Here is a 16396-nt window from a genome sequence, read left to right on the forward strand (position 1 = left end):
CATCTGATTTAAATTATTTATTATTGATTGATTTTGATTGTTCCTTAAATAAGGTATTCATTATAATTTCTTTTCTGTCGTCCAGAATTTTTTCATATTCTTCATCGGTCAGGCGCATGGTTTTTTGGAAAAGCGGACGCATGGAAATAGGAAAGGAGATTAGGGAAACCATATTAATTATAAACTGTATAGGTTCCATTTTTTCGATGGTTCCCTTTTCCATTTCTACAACCAATTCTTCGTAGAATTTTTTAAGCATGCGTTCCATTCCTTCTTCATCCTTAAAATAGCATCCCTGGTTAAATTGTGTTACCAGATAAATTTCCATGTAGGGATATTCTTTCGCCATTACAAAAGAATCATCAATAAATTCTTCAATTTTGGCCTTAAATGGCAATTCTGAAAAAACAATAGATTCTGTTCTTTGTTGCTCTTTTTCCTGAGCATCTGCAAAAACAATTTCAAACAATTTATCTCTGGAACGGAAATAATAATTTATCAAGGTTCTGTTAACTCCCGCGGCATCAGCTATTTCCTGGGTGGTTGCATTAAATTTACCTTCACCAAAAAATAATTTCTTGGCAGTTTTTTTAATCAATTCCTCAGTAGCTTCATCTTTATTTTTAATGTACATAGTGTTTAACATTTTTGTTTAACAAAATTATTAAATAATTTATTTTGACAAATTTGTCAAATTGTATTTAACTTTTCTTTAACAAAAAACGTTTTCGCGCTCTGTGAATTTTAGAACTTCGAAAGTTTGTTGAGGTATGAAGAATACCTTACTTTAGCCAAAATTATTTTTATGCATTCTATTAGTGAATATCAGGATGGCTTTATAGATTATTTAGAGAGCCAGAAGATTGTTGGTGAACCAAAATCGCTATACGAACCAATACAGTATATATTGTCATTAGGAGGAAAAAGAATTCGTCCTGTATTGACATTGATGGTCGCAGAGGTTTTTGATTTGGAGTATAAGAAAGCTTTGCCTGCAGCTTTTGCGGTTGAAGTATTCCATAATTTCTCTCTCGTTCATGACGATATAATAGATGATGCGCCGCTTCGTCGGGGCAAAGAGACGGTTCATGAAAAATGGAATATCAATACCGGTATTCTTTCCGGTGATGCGATGCTGATTTTAGCCTACCAGTATTTTGAACAGTATGAGCCGGTAATTTTTCAGGCATTAGCGAAGATTTTCAGCAAAACAGCGCTTGAAGTATGCGAAGGGCAGCAATGGGATGTGGATTTTGAAAACCGTGACGATGTTACTATTCCGGAATATCTGAAAATGATTGAATACAAGACAGCCGTACTGGTTGGAGCTGCCATGAAAATGGGAGGGATTATCGCTGAAACTTCTATTGAAAACTGCGAAGCGATTTATAATTTCGGATTAAATCTTGGTATCGCTTTCCAATTGCAGGATGATTATCTTGACGCTTTTGGAGATCCGGAAACGTTTGGAAAACAGGTTGGAGGTGATATAATTGAAAATAAAAAAACGTATCTTTATTTGAAGACGCTCCAATTTGCAACACCGGAAGTAAAAGAACAGCTGCTGCACCTGTATTCGATACAGCCAACAGACAATTCTGAAAAGATAAATTCTGTAAAAGAAATTTTTAATCATACCGGTGCCTCAAAAGCCACTCAGGAAGCTATTAAGGAATATACGTTTAAGGCTTTTGAAACCTTGGAAAAATTAAATATTGGTCAAGATAAAAAAGCAGTATTGAAAGCTTTTGGCGAAAATTTGATGGGTCGAAAAGTTTAATATCTGACGCTGATTATAAAACACCCTTTCAGGGTTCCAAACCCTGAAAGGGTTAAACCGAAAAGGTTATAAAAAATAGTATGAATTTTATTGCACCCATAAATACAGATGATTTGCTTTCTGAAGCAGAGAAAGAAAACCTGTATTTGAAATTACTGGAACAAGTCAACAAGGACTTTAATTTTGCAAACGAACCGATTGATTTTCCGTTGAGTACAAAGCCGGTTGAGTTGAAAATCCAACTGCATGAAAAAGTGTACAGGCTAATCCAGCATAAATTTGCAGAATACCTGAACCTGCTTTATATTATTGATGTTCCTGAAGTAGAGGTCAAAAAATTAGACGGCTCGGATTTGGTAGAGCTTTCCGAACAGATTACTTTTCTTATTCTCAAAAGGGAATGGCAGAAAGTTTGGTTTCGAAATAGACTTTAGAAAGTTTCTGAGTTGCTGAGGTCCTAAGGTTCTATGGTCTTTAGCTCTCTTATAGCCAGATGATTTCGAATTAATTTGAATGTGGTTTTAACCTACAAAATTTAGAAGCTAATTCACAAAAAGGAAATACATAACCTACCTTTAATAACGTTTTCTTTTAAACATAATATACACAACCTTAGCACCTCAGAGCCTTAGTCCCTTAGCACCTTAAAAAACACACAAACTTAGCATCTCAGTATCTTAGTGTCTTAGCACTTTAAAAATAAACCCTCACAAAAGGCATCAAAGCATCATTATAAACATTTTTGTCACTGTCGTGTAAAACATTATATCGGGCACCAACCGTAATATTGTCCATTCGGTAACCGGCTCCCAGAAAAAGTGCCGTACTCCAAAAATTGTCAGAACCACCCCCAACTTTATCGTCATAGTCCAGATTGACCCTTAACTGTTCCAATTCTGCAGAAAGTTGAATTTCGGGAATCGGATTTGTCAGGAGGATAAGGCTGGGGCCATAGATATAGGATTCATAAAAGTCTTTATCTCTTACATAACTTACCTGCAATGCCAAACCTGCTGAAAAATAGGGATTGAAGTCATATATTGCGCTTGGAGCCACGGAAAGATTTGTATATCCTGAACCAAAACCAAGACCTAATCCGCCTCCAAAACGTATCCTGCTTTGGAAATCATTGTTCGTATTTTGCTGTGCAGTAGCATTTGATGAAACAGCCAGGAAAATAACTGCCATCAAGGTTTTTGTTATATGGTTAAGATTAAGTATTTTCATGGCCAAATTTTAAGTTAAGTTTAAGACATAAAAGTATGAAATATTTATTAGATTGTTCTAATTGTCGTACTTTTGCAAAAATATTTTTAACAAATTAGGACATTCAATTAAATTATGGATAGGTTTTCCTTTTTAAACGCGGCACATACTGAATTTTTTGCTCAATTATATGATGAATATCTTGAAAATCCGGATAGCGTAGAGCCAAGCTGGAGAAGTTTCTTCCAGGGCTTTGATTTCGGGATGCAGACATATAATGAAGAATATGAGGCTCCGGCACAACAACTTGCCAATTATGCGACATCAGGTAATGTTGATGTAAGCCAGATTTCAGAAAAACTACAAAAAGAATTTAATGTGCTGAAGTTGATCGATGCCTACAGAACGCGCGGTCACTTATTTACGAAAACCAATCCGGTAAGAGAAAGAAGGATTTTCAGCCCGAATCTGGATCTTGAAAACTTCGGACTATCCCAGTCTGATTTGAATACTGTTTTTGATGCGGCAAAAGCCATCAAAATTGCACCATGCTCTTTACAGGAAATCATCGGTCACTTAGATAAAATTTACTGCCAGCACATTGGTGTGGAATACATGTATATTCGTAAGCCGGAAGTAATCCAATGGATTCAGGACAGAATCGGATACAATGACAACCATCCAAGATTTTCAGATGACCAGAAGAAAAATATTCTTAATAAATTAAATGAGGCAGTTTCTTTCGAGAACTTCCTTCATACCAAATATGTAGGTCAGAAACGTTTCTCACTTGAAGGTGGTGAAACATTAATCCCGGCTCTTGATGCTTTGATTGAAGCGGCGGCAGAAAAAGGAGTAGAGCAGTTTGTTATGGGAATGGCACACAGAGGCCGTTTGAATGTTTTGGCAAACGTTTTTGGAAAAAACACACAGGATATTTTCTCTGAATTTGACGGAAAAGATTATGATGATGACGCTCTTTTCGATGGTGACGTAAAATACCACTTAGGATTAACTGCTGATAAAAAGACAAAATCAGGAAAAAATATCAATATCAATTTAGCACCAAACCCTTCACACCTGGAAACGGTTGGAGCTGTAATTGAAGGAATCACAAGAGCAAAACAAGATCGCTATTTCCCGGATGACTTCTCAAAAGTATTACCAATTGCACTTCATGGAGACGCGGCTGTTGCAGGACAGGGAATTGTTTATGAAATCGTTCAGATGGCACAATTGGACGGATATAAGACAGGAGGCACAATTCACCTGGTAATCAACAACCAGGTTGGATTTACGACAAACTATCTTGATGCCCGTTCTTCTACCTACTGTACTGATATTGCAAAAGTGACACTTTCGCCAGTTCTTCACGTAAATGCAGATGATGCAGAAGCGGTGGTTCATGCCATGCTTTTTGCTCTGGATTACAGAATGCAGTTTGGAAGCGATGTTTTTATCGACCTGCTAGGATATAGAAAATACGGGCACAATGAAGGTGACGAGCCTCGTTTTACCCAGCCAAAATTATATAAGATTATTGCCAAGCATCAGAATCCAAGAGACATCTATGCAGAAAGATTAATGGCAGAAGGTGTTATTGATGATAAATATGTAGGCAAATTAGAAAAAGAATACAAGGCGATGTTGGATGAAAATTTGGAAGCATCGCGTAAAAAAGACCTGACTATTATTACTCCGTTTATGCAAAACGAATGGAATGGTTTTGTTCAGGCAGATGAAAAAGAAATGCTTCAGAAAGTTGACACGACTTTCTCAAAGGAAAAATTGGGAGAAATTGCACAGACAATTACAACATTGCCAAGTGATAAGAAATTTATCAGCAAAATCCAGAAGCTAATCAATGACAGAAAAGTCATGTTTGAAACGGATAAGCTGGATTGGGCAATGGCTGAATTATTAGCTTACGGTTCTTTGATGACAGAAGGTTATGATGTTCGTATTTCAGGACAGGATGTAGAAAGAGGAACATTCTCTCACCGTCATGCTGTTGTGAAAGTAGAAGATTCTGAAGAAGAAGTAATCTTATTGCAGCATTTGAAAGACCAGAAAGGGAAATTCCATATCTACAACTCGCTTTTATCAGAATACGGTGTGGTTGGTTTTGATTATGGATATGCTTTGGCAAGTCCAAAAACATTAACGATTTGGGAAGCCCAGTTTGGGGATTTCTCTAACGGTGCTCAAATCATGATTGACCAGTATATTTCTGCTGCAGAAGACAAATGGAACAACCAGAACGGACTTGTAATGTTACTGCCTCATGGTTATGAAGGTCAGGGAGCGGAACACTCTTCAGCAAGAATGGAAAGATACCTGCAGCTTTGTGCAAACCACAATATGTTTGTGGCCGATTGTACAACTCCGGCAAATTTCTTCCACTTGTTAAGAAGACAGATGAAAACGTCCTACAGAAAGCCATTGATTGTGTTTACTCCAAAAAGTTTGCTACGTCATCCGGCGGTAGTTTCTTCTGTAGATGAATTTGCAAATGGAAGCTTCCAGGAAGTTTTAGACGATCCGAATGCAAATGCTAAAGACATTAAAACTTTAGTATTCTGTACCGGAAAATTCTATTATGATTTGGTCGCAGAAAGAGAAGCAAACGGAAGAAAAGATGTGGCCTTTGTAAGAATCGAACAGCTTTTCCCATTACCGGTTGAGCAGTTGAAAGCGATTATTGAAAAATATCCAAATGTTGACGATTATGTATGGGCACAGGAAGAGCCTAAAAACATGGGAGCTTACGGATATATGCTGATGAATTTTGATTTAGTGAAATTCAGAGTGGCTTCTTTGAAAGCGTATAGCGCACCTGCTGCAGGAAGCTATGCTCGTTCTAAAAAGCGTCATGCGGCTGCAATAGCAATGGTTTTTGATAAAAATCTTTTCAGCTAATTAAGATTTTGATGCCTGTCAAGGCTAAAAAACGTAATTTTGAAATAATAAGTAGTATACAAATAACAACACCATAAAATTATATACAGATGATTTTAGAAATGAAAGTTCCTTCACCGGGGGAATCAATCACCGAAGTTGAAATCGCAACTTGGTTAGTAAAAGACGGAGATTACGTAGAAAAAGATCAAGCGATTGCTGAAGTAGATTCAGATAAAGCAACTTTGGAATTGCCGGCTGAAGCTAGCGGAATTATCACGCTAAAAGCAGAAGAAGGTGATGCTGTAGCTGTGGGCCAGGTAGTTTGCCTGATTGATACAAGCGCTGCTAAGCCTGAAGGAAGTGCTCCGGCAAAAGAAGAGAAAAAAGAGGAAGCTCCAAAAGCAGAAGTTAAAAAAGAAGAGCCTAAAGCAGAAGTAAAGCCAGCACCTGCTGCAGAAAAAACGTATGCTACAGGAACTCCTTCGCCTGCTGCGAGAAAAATCCTGGATGAGAAAAATATCGAAGCATCATCTGTTACAGGAACCGGAAAAGGTGGTAGAATCACTAAAGACGATGCGGTAAACGCAAAAGCTTCTATGGGAACTCCGACAGGAGGAAACCGCGGTTCTGAAAGAACAAAATTATCAATGCTTCGCAGAAAAGTAGCAGAGCGTTTGGTTGCAGCCAAAAACGAAACGGCAATGCTTACTACTTTCAATGAAGTAAACATGACGCCAATCAACCTGGTTCGTAATGAATATAAAGATGCCTTCAAGGCAAAACACGGTGGTTTAAGTTTAGGTTATATGTCTTTCTTTACAAAAGCAGTAACAAGAGCATTACAACTGTATCCGGACGTAAACTCAATGATTGACGGACAAGAAAAGATTTCATACGATTTCTGTGATATTTCAGTAGCAGTTTCCGGACCAAAAGGATTGATGGTTCCTGTGGTTAGAAATGCTGAAAATTTGTCTTTCCGCGGAATTGAGTCTGAAATCAAGAGATTGGCTATAAGAGCTCGCGACGGACAAATTACTGTAGACGATATGACCGGAGGAACTTTTACAATTTCTAACGGAGGTGTTTTTGGAAGTATGCTTTCAACACCAATCATTAACCCTCCACAATCCGGTATCTTAGGAATGCACAACATTATTGAGCGTCCGATTGCAGTGAATGGAAAAGTGGAAATCCACCCAATGATGTATGTAGCGCTTTCTTATGACCATAGAATTATTGACGGACGTGAGTCAGTTGGTTTCCTGGTTGCAGTAAAAGAAGGTTTGGAAAATCCGGTAGAATTATTGATGGATAACAATCCTAAAAAAGCTTTGGAACTATAATTTCAGGCTTTGGAATAAATAAAAAATCCCGTTCGAAAGAATGGGATTTTTTTATGTCTTTGTTTATTGTTTCAAATAAAAATACTCTCCGTTATAGTCAATAATACCCTTGCCTTTCATTAAAATATCTGCTCCAATAATGCCATGGACAGGTTTTGCCTTGTATTGCTCCAACGCCAGATTAACGTGCGACATATTAAAAATAACCAATGAAAAATCATCGGTTTTCCAACGTCCCAATTGGAGCGTGTTGTTTGTAGACATCTGGGTTTCCATTCCCACAGCTCCGGCTCCGGCTGCTTTTGTGGAAGATTCTTCTGCGAACAGGTTGAAATGTTCAATATCTCCAAAGCCAACACAGCTGTTGGATGCGCCGGTGTCTAATATAAAACTACCACTAACACCATTAATTTTAGCCTTAATGACGAGATGGTTCGTTTTTGATATTTTTAATTTGATTTTTTTGTAACCTTTCTTTTTTAAGGTATCGAAAATAGTATCCATTGGTAAGCTATGAGTAAAATCAAAAATAACGATTTACAGACAAACCCATCCCATCCAAAACATAATATTTTGCTAAGATTTTCCTGCTTTTGGGATTTGCGTACATTGTTCCTATTTTTGCAGTATGATTTTAGTAGACACCCATTCGCATATTTACAGCGAAGAATTTCAACAGGACAGAGAAGAAATGATGCAACGTGCTTTTGATGCCGGCGTTCAGAAAATTTTTGTTCCGTCAATCGATTCCGGCTATACCCAAAAAATGTATGATTTGGAAAAACAATATCCGGAAAACGTATTCCTTATGATGGGATTACATCCTACCTATGTGAAGGAAAACTATGAAGAAGAATTGGCCTTTGTGGAATCTCAACTCTCCAAAAGAAAATTCTATGCTGTTGGTGAAATCGGGATCGACCTTTTTTGGGATAAGACCCGATTAGAAGAACAGAAAATTGCTTTTAAAAGACAAATCCAGTTGGCTAAACAATACAGTCTTCCAATAAATATCCATTGCAGAGATGCATTCGATGAGGTTTTTGAAGTTCTTGAATCAGAAAAAGATGATAAGCTATTCGGGATTTTCCATTGCTTTACCGGCGATTATAATCAGGCACAACAGGCCATTTCTTATAATATGAAATTAGGAATTGGCGGTGTCGCAACATTTAAGAATGGAAAAATAGACCAGTTTCTGAATGAGATAGATTTGAAACACATTGTTTTAGAAACCGATTCGCCTTATCTGGCTCCGGTACCTTTTAGGGGCAAAAGAAATGAAAGCAGCTATACAAAGCTTGTGGCAGAAAAATTAGCCCTGATATATGGCGTTTCTGTTGTCGAGATTGCTAAAATCACGACCGAAAATGCCAAAGAGGTTTTCGGTATTTAACAAAGAAAACACATCAAATTCATAAAATTTTTGTTCATTTGTAGATTGTTAAAAAAACGTATGTAATGTCAAAATTCGATAAGATTCGACCGTTTTATGATAGCGAAGTAAACGAAGCCTTATGCAAAGTTGCCGATCATCCGATGATGAAAGCCATGATGAGCTTTACATATCCGGACATCGAAGAAAAAGATTGGATAGAACAGCTAAAAAGGACCCATTCCATTAGAGATTTCCAATGCAATTTTATTTATCATGCCGTCATGAAAGTGCTCGAAAAAAGTTCGGACGGATTGACTACTTCAGGTTTTGAAAAATTAGAAAAACATACCCCATATCTTTTTGTTTCCAATCACAGGGATATCATTTTAGATACGTCGCTGCTTAACACTTGTCTTTTCGATCATGGTTTGGTCATGACTGCTTCGGCTATTGGAGATAATCTAGTTCGTAAATCGTTCCTGCATACCTTATCCAAATTGAATCGAAATTTTCTGGTTCAGAGAGGTCTGTCGCCCAGAGAGTTGCTTCAAAGCTCAAAATTGATGTCGGAATATATCTGCCAGCTTATTTTAAGAGAAAACCGTTCCGTTTGGATTGCCCAACGTGAAGGAAGAACAAAAGATGGTAATGATGCCACACATCCGGGAGTGCTAAAAATGCTTTCGATGGGTTCTGACGAAGAAAACCTGATGAACTATTTTAAGAAATTAAAAATTGTTCCGGTATCTATTTCCTATGAATACGACCCGACAGATGCGCTAAAAATGCCTCAGCTAATGGCAGAAGCAAATGATGAGGTGTATATCAAAGAGAAAAACGAAGACTTTATGACGCTTCTGAGCGGAATTATGGGCCAGAAAAAAAGAATCCATATTCACGTAGGAGATGTTTTAGAATCTGAATTGGATGAAATTGCTTCTAAATTTGACAATTCTAACCGTCAGATACAGGCTTTAGCACAGGCAATAGACGATTCTGTGCTGGCAAACTACAAGCTATGGCCTACCAATTATATTGCTTATGATTTGCTGAACAATACGGATAAATATTCCCATCTGTATACCGAAAAGGAAAAGTCGCTTTTCGAAAGAAGATTAGAAATAAGAATTGACGAAAATAATCCGTTAGAACTGCAAGGCTTCCTGGCAATGTATGCCAATCCGGTAGTCAATAAATCAAAATATGAAAATGCTGTCTAAAGCAAAAATACTCTTGATCTATACCGGTGGTACTATCGGTATGGTAAAAGATTTTGAGACCGGTGCCTTAAAGGCTTTCAATTTTAGCAAACTGCTCCAAAGAATACCCGAATTGAAACAGTTGGACTGTGAGATTGAAACGGTTTCTTTTGATACTCCTATAGATTCTTCGAATATGAATCCTGATAAATGGGTCAGGATTGCAACGATTATTGAAGAAAACTACATTGCTTTTGATGGTTTTGTAGTGCTTCATGGTTCAGATACGATGTCGTATTCTGCCTCTGCACTGAGTTTTATGCTGGAAAATCTTTCCAAGCCGGTCGTATTTACGGGTTCCCAATTGCCTATAGGCGATTTAAGGACAGATGCCAAAGAAAATCTGATTACGGCAATCCAAATTGCTTCATTACAGCATAAAAACAAGCCGGTTATTAACGAAGTATGCCTTTATTTTGAATATAAGCTGTACAGAGGAAATCGCACTACAAAAATAAACGCAGAGCATTTCAATGCTTTTATGTCGCCCAATTATCCGCCATTGGCTGAATCAGGTGTCCATCTAAAAGTAAACAATGACTTGCTGTTGCCAAAATCCGGAAACAAAAAATTCCAGGTACATAAAGAACTGGACAATAATGTGGCTGTCGTAAAAATGTTTCCCGGAATTAGCGAAAATGTACTGGATGCTATTTTCTCTATTCCCAACCTGAAAGGCGTTGTATTAGAAACCTATGGCGCCGGAAATGCACCAACAGACGAATGGTTTATTGCATTGCTAAAAAAAGCCATTAAAAACGGACTACATGTCATCAATGTAACGCAATGTACGGCCGGAAGCGTAAGTATGGGACATTATGAGACGAGTACATCGTTGAAAAAAATAGGAGTCATATCCGGAAAAGACATCACTACAGAATCGGCAATAACAAAGCTGATGTATCTGATTGGGCAAAAAGTTTCCCCAAATGTATTCAAGACCATTTATGAAACCGCTTTACGGGGCGAATTGTCATAATTTTTTAGCGATAAATTTTCTTTAGTCATAATTTTTGCAGTTCTTTGCAACCGCAAATTAATAGAGAGGTGTCCGAGTGGTTGAAGGAGCAAGCCTGGAAAGTTTGTATATGGGTAACTGTATCGTGGGTTCGAATCCCATCCTCTCTGCTGAAAAATCCAAACCCTGTAAATCTGATGACTTACAGGGTTTTTGCTTTTGTAAATTTTTAAAATGGATCATCTTCTTTAATATGTTTAAGAAGGATTATCAATCTTGGTTGTGTCACCATGCGAATTTGGGCAGCCCATGCAAAATGCCGGCTATTGAACCAAATCGCTGTTAGCAGACATTTTTTCAAAATCTCCAGTTTGTTTATTAAAATAATATTTTTCGATAAGTTTTTTTTGTTTTATATTTAAACTATAGCTCTCTATTTTTCCAATAAACTTGCCTTCGTATATTTTAATTGTATCTACACATTCGTTATCGCTTTTGTAAAGTATGTCAATATAATTTACGAAATCTAATTTTTCTTTATCTTCTATCCAATCAAATGATGAAATTCCACAACTAAAAATTGAACTTATTTTTTGAGTTTTAGAATTATATCTCATAATATCCATATTGTGATAATTTCCTAATGTACCGCCTGCTGCAGATTCAACTATAAATTCTTTTTGATTATCGTTGCAATTTACATCGATAACTTTCAAATCTCCACTAGCTCCAGCTTTTGATACAATATATTCGTATTCTATTTGCGTTTTGGTTTTTCCATCAAAAAAGACATAGTGGCCCATATCACAAAATATATATTCCGGAATATTATCAGCGTTTAAATTTAGCCTTTCAGGCTTGAAAGATTTGATATAATCTTTGAATAATAATTTTGTGGATTTTATATTTTCCCTTTCTTTTTCTATTACATTCTTTTTGTCACTTTCCTTTTTACAACTTATAAAACTAATTATAGAAAGAATAAATATTATTTTTTGCAGGGTTTTCATAAAATGTTGGTTAACTAAAAAATTGGAAAAAATTTGACTCTCAAATATAAATAGATTCATTGCAATATTTTAGATAGTAATTATAATTGAACTAGTTTTTCATTGAATATCTAAACTTTCTCTTTTTTACTCCATTTTGACTTTAAAATTAAATTGAGTACCTTATGCTAAAAATACGGGAAGATGAGGAAAATTACAACCCTGTTTAATCTAAGTGAAGGAGAAGATAACCGGGAAAAGACACTCGAAAGCATAAAGAAAAACATTTCTTTTAAAGGAGCCAATCTTTGGATTTTGGCTTGTGCTATAATCATAGCTTCGGTAGGATTAAATGTGAATTCGACCGCCGTTATAATAGGAGCGATGCTTATATCACCTCTTATGGGGCCAATTGTTGGAGCTGGTTTTGCATTGGGAATTTATGATTTCGGACTTCTGAAAAGATCACTCAAAAACCTGTTGATAGCCACTGTGGTCAGCCTTACGGTTTCTACACTTTATTTCTTTTTAAGTCCGTTCAAAGATGTTCAGTCAGAACTTTTGGCAAGAACGGCGCCTAATATCTATGACATACTCATCGCATTTTTTGGTGGACTCGTTGGCGTTATTGCAGTAACCCGGGTTGAGAAAGGGAATCCAATACCCGGCGTTGCAATTGCAACAGCCTTGATGCCGCCACTTTGTACGGCAGGTTATGGTATTGCGACCGGACAATGGTCTTTCTTTTTAGGTGCTTTTTATCTGTACTGCATCAATTGCGTCTTTATAGGACTTGCTACTTTTTTAATTATAAAATATCTTAATTATCCTGCCGTAAAACAAGTAGATGAAAAACAACAGCGTCAGGTAAAGTATATTATTTCTTTTCTGATTGCTGTCATGATTATTCCAAGTAGTTATCTTGCCTATACGTTATATAGAGAACAACAGTTTAAGAAAAATGCAGATCTGTTTATTGAAAATAAATTTACAAGCAATGGTTATACGGTTATCTATAAAAAAACTGAATATAGTTCCAGAAGAAAGCAACTGGAACTGGCTTTTTTATCTAAAAGATTTGATAAGGCGGAACTTAAAGAACTTCAACGGGAATTTGTAAAGAATAAATATCTGCAAGGAGGCAGACTTGTTATCCGCCAGGACAGCACAGACAGACTCTCGGCACTGAAAGGGGATATACTTAACCAAATAAGAAGCAGTGAAAATGAAGTGGATGGCAAGGATGCTAAAATTATGAAACTTGAAAAAGAACTCGCAGATATACGTTTTGATAATGTGCAAATCCTAAAAGAAACCAAAGCGCTTTTTCCTTCGGTTACTTCCATAGGTGTATATAAAAATAACATTGCTATTCAAAAAGACAGCATCATTCCGATAACAGCAGTTGTTTATGAAACTTCTGTAAAATTGGACAAGAAAGATAAAGAAAGATTTAGGCAATGGCTCAAAGAAAGGCTTTCGGTAAATAATATGACTTTGTATAATAAAGACGACGATTAATTGGTTGATATTTTTAAAAATTGGAATCTAATAAAGGAAACTTCAGCTTAGATTGTCTTTTTTTATTACTTTTATTTGCTCAACTGCCTACCTATGAAAAAGTACTTTAGCATCTTTATATTCTTTATTTCTTTAAGCGCTTTTGCCCAGGATCCGGTGAAGGAAAAGCAGATTAAGCAGGCACAGGAACGAGAAGAGCAGGAGCGTATCAAGGAAGTTTTAAGTAATGATAAAACAACCGATATCCGTAAAGTGGAAGAGGATAAAAAGAAAAAAGATTCTATAAGCGCTACGGTAACCGTAATCGACTCGTTATATAGGGAAGACCAGTTTTACATTGGACTGACTTATGATTTGTTACAGAACAGGCCGGATGGTGTTAGCCAAAATTCATTTTCATCCGGAGTTCATATCGGTTTTTTAAGAGATTTTCCGCTCAACAAGAGAAGAAATATTGCCATTGCCGTTGGTCTGGGCTATTCCATGAATGATTACAGGCAGAACATAAAGATTACCGAAGTTGATGGAAAACCGTTTTATGAAGTAGTCAACGAAAACGATGTGAATTTCGATAAGAATAAATTTGCGCTCCATTATTTAGACCTGCCAATCGAATTCCGATGGAGAACTTCAACAATCCAAAGCCACCGTTTTTGGAGAATTTATACCGGATTTAAGCTTAGCTATCTGTTGCTTAATAAATCAAAATATGTCCAGGGAAATGAGAAAGTCAGGATTTTTGGCAATGACGATTTTAATAAGCTGCAATACGGCGCTTATATTTCCTTCGGTTATAATACATGGAACTTCCATGCTTATTATGGCTTGAATTCATTATTCAAATCGGAAGCAAAAATTGATGGGAAGTCAATTGATATGAATACTTTGAATATCGGACTGATGTTCTATATACTATAACCAAAAATAAAGAAGTCCCATTTGGGGTATCACTCCGGATAAAAATCCCACTATCAATTCTTTGGTGTCATGGGCTTTCATCGACAATCTTGAAGTGGCCACAATTCCATTTAGTAACAGGAGAAAAGCAACCAGATAAATATGATTGGTTTGTGTATGCAGACTAAATCCGATTGCAAAAACGGTTATCGAACTAATTGCAATCATGTGTATGCTTGCCTTCAGGTTGATAAAAACGAAAAGTAAGGCTAAAACCGTGCTGACCAAAGCTCCAAAGAAAAAATAATAAAGCTCAGGGATAAGTTCAATGCGAATACTTTCCCGAATCAGTATATAAAGCAATAGAATATTTACAGCCAATGGGATTTTTCGTTGCGAAATTTCCGAAAGCATAAAAGAATTGGCCCTGCCCAGAGTCATAAGGAAATAAAATATGGAAATCGGAATCAGGATTGTTAATATGATAACCTGAATCGTGACCAAAAAAACTTCCTGATAGGGATGGTATCGTTCTGTGAGGAAAAAATAGAGCAGGACTGCATATACCGAAATAAACATCGGATGGAAAACATAGGAAATTATAGAAAGCAGTCTTTTCACTATCTATATTTTCTTCCTCATTCGTGCGACAGGAATATCTAATTGCTCTCTGTATTTTGCAATTGTCCTTCTGGCAATCGGATAGCCTTTTTCCTTTAATATTTCGGCTAATTGGTCATCAGGCAACGGTTTCTGCTTGTCTTCTTCCTCAATGACATTCTGCAATATTTTCTTGATTTCCAAAGTAGAAACATCTTCACCCTGATCATTTTTCATGGCTTCAGAAAAGAATTCCTTAATCAGTTTTGTGCCATAAGGAGTTTCTACATATTTGCTGTTTGCCACGCGGGAAACTGTAGAGATATCAAGACCAATCATATCGGCAATATCTTTAAGAATCATCGGTTTCAACTTGGTTTCATCACCGTCAAGAAAATATTCCTGTTGGTAATGCATGATGGCATTCATCGTCACAAATAAGGTTTCCTGACGCTGACGAATAGCATCGATAAACCATTTGGCTGAATCCAGTTTTTGCTTAATGAATTGTACAGCCTCTTTCTGCTGGCTTGACTTGTCGCGGGAAGCCTTATAAGTCTGCATCATTTCCTGATAGTCTTTGGAAACGTGCAACTCCGGAGCATTTCGCCCGTTTAAGGTCAATTCCAGTTCGCCATCAACAATACGGATAGTGAAATCAGGAACAATATGCTCAATCATCTTATTGTTTCCGGTAAAAGCGCCGCCCGGTTTAGGATTCAGCTTTTCAATCTCATCAATGGCTTTCTTCAACTGGTCTTGTGAAACACCATATTTTTGAAGTAATTTATCGTAATGTTTTTTGGTAAAAGATTCGAATTGATTCTCCAAAATATCAATAGCCAATTCAACAGATTCGGTTGGTGTTTTGTGTTTTAGCTGTAACAAAAGACACTCTTGTAGGTCGCGCGCGCCTACTCCGGAAGGTTCTAATTCATGAATGATATGGAGTATTCGTTCCACATTTTTCTCATCGGTGTAAATTCCCTGAGTGAATGCCATATCGTCCACAATATCGGGAACGCTTCTGCGGATGTAGCCCATATCGTCAATACTGCCCACTAAAAACTCTGCGATTTCGCGTTCCTCGTCATTCAGTATAAAAGTATTCAGCTGATTGATAAGGTCCTGATGGAAACTCACAGGCGCTGCAAAAGGCATGCTGCGGTCTTCATCGTCATCGCTGTAATTGTTTGCCTGAAGTTTATAATCAGGCGTTTCGTCATTGCTTAAATATTCATCAATGTTGATGTCTTCGGCATCAATTCTGTCATTGTCAAATTCATCATATTCGTCATAATCATCGTTTTCGAATTCGTCTCTTTCGTATTCATCCTCTTCCTTCCCGGCTTCCAATGCCGGATTTTCCACCATTTCTTCTTTCAATCGTTGTTCAAAAGCTTGCGTAGGCAATTGGATTAGCTTCATCAGCTGAATTTGCTGTGGAGATAATTTCTGGGACAATTTAAGTTGTAAAAACTGCTTAAGCATCTATTGAGTTATTTGGTATTTATAGTTCAAATTTAAACATTTTCAACTAAAAATGGCACACGTTAAGATA

Annotated in this window: 15 protein-coding genes and 1 tRNA gene; 10 read left to right on the plus strand and 6 right to left on the minus strand. The window is 36.8% G+C overall.

Features of this window, described 5'->3' with window-relative positions:
* Positions 1-13: 13 nt before the first annotated feature.
* Positions 14-634 (minus strand): TetR/AcrR family transcriptional regulator, encoded by a 621-nt coding sequence (locus ASG38_RS13055; RefSeq protein ID WP_056071786.1) that lies wholly within the window; start codon positions 632-634, stop codon positions 14-16.
* Positions 635-805: 171 nt separating this feature from the next.
* Between ASG38_RS13055 and ASG38_RS13060 the strand changes: the two genes are divergently transcribed.
* Together ASG38_RS13060 and ASG38_RS13065 are read left to right on the plus strand one after the other, a co-directional pair.
* Complete coding sequence (locus ASG38_RS13060; RefSeq protein ID WP_056072503.1) at positions 806-1780, plus strand: polyprenyl synthetase family protein; 975 nt, start codon at positions 806-808, stop codon at positions 1778-1780.
* A gap of 80 nt (positions 1781-1860) precedes the next feature.
* Positions 1861-2214, plus strand: coding sequence for a hypothetical protein (locus ASG38_RS13065; RefSeq protein WP_056071788.1), 354 nt, complete (start codon positions 1861-1863; stop codon positions 2212-2214).
* Between the two features lie 259 nt (positions 2215-2473).
* Here ASG38_RS13065 and ASG38_RS13070 read toward each other — a convergent pair whose 3' ends face one another.
* A complete protein-coding gene (locus ASG38_RS13070; protein ID WP_056071791.1) occupies positions 2474-3007 on the minus strand; it encodes a hypothetical protein in 534 nt (177 codons plus the stop codon).
* Positions 3008-3121: 114 nt separating this feature from the next.
* Between ASG38_RS13070 and ASG38_RS13075 the strand changes: the two genes are divergently transcribed.
* Entirely contained in the window at positions 3122-5905 is a 2784-nt protein-coding gene (locus ASG38_RS13075) for a 2-oxoglutarate dehydrogenase E1 component (protein ID WP_056071793.1), read from the plus strand.
* 89 nt (positions 5906-5994) lie between these two features.
* Positions 5995-7233: a 2-oxoglutarate dehydrogenase complex dihydrolipoyllysine-residue succinyltransferase gene (gene odhB / locus ASG38_RS13080; protein ID WP_056071796.1), complete on the plus strand. Its 1239-nt coding sequence runs from the start codon at positions 5995-5997 to the stop codon at positions 7231-7233.
* Between the two features lie 63 nt (positions 7234-7296).
* On the opposite strand, the gene ASG38_RS13085 is transcribed toward odhB, so the two are convergent.
* Positions 7297-7737, minus strand: a complete 441-nt coding sequence (locus ASG38_RS13085) for a retropepsin-like aspartic protease (protein ID WP_056071799.1) — start codon at positions 7735-7737, stop codon at positions 7297-7299.
* 124 nt (positions 7738-7861) lie between these two features.
* Between ASG38_RS13085 and ASG38_RS13090 the strand changes: the two genes are divergently transcribed.
* The 4 genes from ASG38_RS13090 (at position 7862) to ASG38_RS13105 (ending at position 10998) form a co-directional block, all read left to right on the plus strand.
* Entirely contained in the window at positions 7862-8629 is a 768-nt protein-coding gene (locus ASG38_RS13090; RefSeq protein WP_056071802.1) for a TatD family hydrolase, read from the plus strand.
* A gap of 65 nt (positions 8630-8694) precedes the next feature.
* Entirely contained in the window at positions 8695-9831 is a 1137-nt protein-coding gene (locus tag ASG38_RS13095; RefSeq protein ID WP_056071804.1) for a 1-acyl-sn-glycerol-3-phosphate acyltransferase, read from the plus strand.
* On the plus strand, positions 9821-10849 hold the full coding sequence (locus tag ASG38_RS13100; protein WP_056072505.1) for an asparaginase: 1029 nt from the start codon (positions 9821-9823) through the stop codon (positions 10847-10849). Before ASG38_RS13095 ends, ASG38_RS13100 begins: the two co-directional genes overlap by 11 nt.
* Before the next feature lie 62 nt (positions 10850-10911).
* A tRNA-Ser gene (locus ASG38_RS13105) sits at positions 10912-10998 on the plus strand.
* Positions 10999-11151: 153 nt separating this feature from the next.
* On the opposite strand, the gene ASG38_RS13110 is transcribed toward ASG38_RS13105, so the two are convergent.
* Positions 11152-11838 (minus strand): hypothetical protein, encoded by a 687-nt coding sequence (locus ASG38_RS13110; protein ID WP_056071807.1) that lies wholly within the window; start codon positions 11836-11838, stop codon positions 11152-11154.
* A 183-nt stretch (positions 11839-12021) separates the two neighbouring features.
* Here ASG38_RS13110 and ASG38_RS13115 point away from each other — a divergent pair, with 183 nt between their 5' ends.
* Together ASG38_RS13115 and ASG38_RS13120 are read left to right on the plus strand one after the other, a co-directional pair.
* Entirely contained in the window at positions 12022-13338 is a 1317-nt protein-coding gene (locus ASG38_RS13115) for a DUF389 domain-containing protein (protein WP_056071811.1), read from the plus strand.
* Positions 13339-13431: 93 nt separating this feature from the next.
* Entirely contained in the window at positions 13432-14256 is an 825-nt protein-coding gene (locus ASG38_RS13120; protein WP_082482224.1) for a porin family protein, read from the plus strand.
* Here ASG38_RS13120 and ASG38_RS13125 read toward each other — a convergent pair.
* Both ASG38_RS13125 and rpoN read right to left on the minus strand, forming a co-directional pair.
* A complete protein-coding gene (locus ASG38_RS13125) occupies positions 14251-14856 on the minus strand; it encodes a hypothetical protein (protein ID WP_157486177.1) in 606 nt (201 codons plus the stop codon). The two genes, ASG38_RS13120 and ASG38_RS13125, sit on opposite strands and share 6 nt — an antisense overlap.
* Before the next feature lie 3 nt (positions 14857-14859).
* Positions 14860-16326, minus strand: a complete 1467-nt coding sequence (gene rpoN, locus ASG38_RS13130; protein ID WP_056071818.1) for an RNA polymerase factor sigma-54 — start codon at positions 16324-16326, stop codon at positions 14860-14862.
* Positions 16327-16396: the final 70 nt, after the last annotated feature.

Source organism: Flavobacterium sp. Leaf359 (genome assembly GCF_001423985.1).
In the GTDB taxonomy this organism is placed as follows: Bacteria; Bacteroidota; Bacteroidia; order Flavobacteriales; family Flavobacteriaceae; genus Flavobacterium; species Flavobacterium lindanitolerans.

Excerpts from the sequence above, each read along its gene's own strand:
- ASG38_RS13055 (WP_056071786.1), bottom strand. The coding sequence starts at position 634 with ATGTACATTAAAAATAAAGATGAAGCTACTGAGGAATTGATTAAAAAA.
- ASG38_RS13060 (WP_056072503.1), top strand. The coding sequence starts at position 806 with ATGCATTCTATTAGTGAATATCAGGATGGCTTTATAGATTATTTAGAG.
- ASG38_RS13065 (WP_056071788.1), top strand. The coding sequence starts at position 1,861 with ATGAATTTTATTGCACCCATAAATACAGATGATTTGCTTTCTGAAGCA.
- ASG38_RS13070 (WP_056071791.1), bottom strand. The coding sequence starts at position 3,007 with ATGAAAATACTTAATCTTAACCATATAACAAAAACCTTGATGGCAGTT.
- ASG38_RS13075 (WP_056071793.1), top strand. The coding sequence starts at position 3,122 with ATGGATAGGTTTTCCTTTTTAAACGCGGCACATACTGAATTTTTTGCT.
- odhB (WP_056071796.1), top strand. The coding sequence starts at position 5,995 with ATGATTTTAGAAATGAAAGTTCCTTCACCGGGGGAATCAATCACCGAA.
- ASG38_RS13085 (WP_056071799.1), bottom strand. The coding sequence starts at position 7,737 with ATGGATACTATTTTCGATACCTTAAAAAAGAAAGGTTACAAAAAAATC.
- ASG38_RS13090 (WP_056071802.1), top strand. The coding sequence starts at position 7,862 with ATGATTTTAGTAGACACCCATTCGCATATTTACAGCGAAGAATTTCAA.
- ASG38_RS13095 (WP_056071804.1), top strand. The coding sequence starts at position 8,695 with ATGTCAAAATTCGATAAGATTCGACCGTTTTATGATAGCGAAGTAAAC.
- ASG38_RS13100 (WP_056072505.1), top strand. The coding sequence starts at position 9,821 with ATGCTGTCTAAAGCAAAAATACTCTTGATCTATACCGGTGGTACTATC.
- ASG38_RS13110 (WP_056071807.1), bottom strand. The coding sequence starts at position 11,838 with ATGAAAACCCTGCAAAAAATAATATTTATTCTTTCTATAATTAGTTTT.
- ASG38_RS13115 (WP_056071811.1), top strand. The coding sequence starts at position 12,022 with ATGAGGAAAATTACAACCCTGTTTAATCTAAGTGAAGGAGAAGATAAC.
- ASG38_RS13120 (WP_082482224.1), top strand. The coding sequence starts at position 13,432 with ATGAAAAAGTACTTTAGCATCTTTATATTCTTTATTTCTTTAAGCGCT.
- rpoN (WP_056071818.1), bottom strand. The coding sequence starts at position 16,326 with ATGCTTAAGCAGTTTTTACAACTTAAATTGTCCCAGAAATTATCTCCA.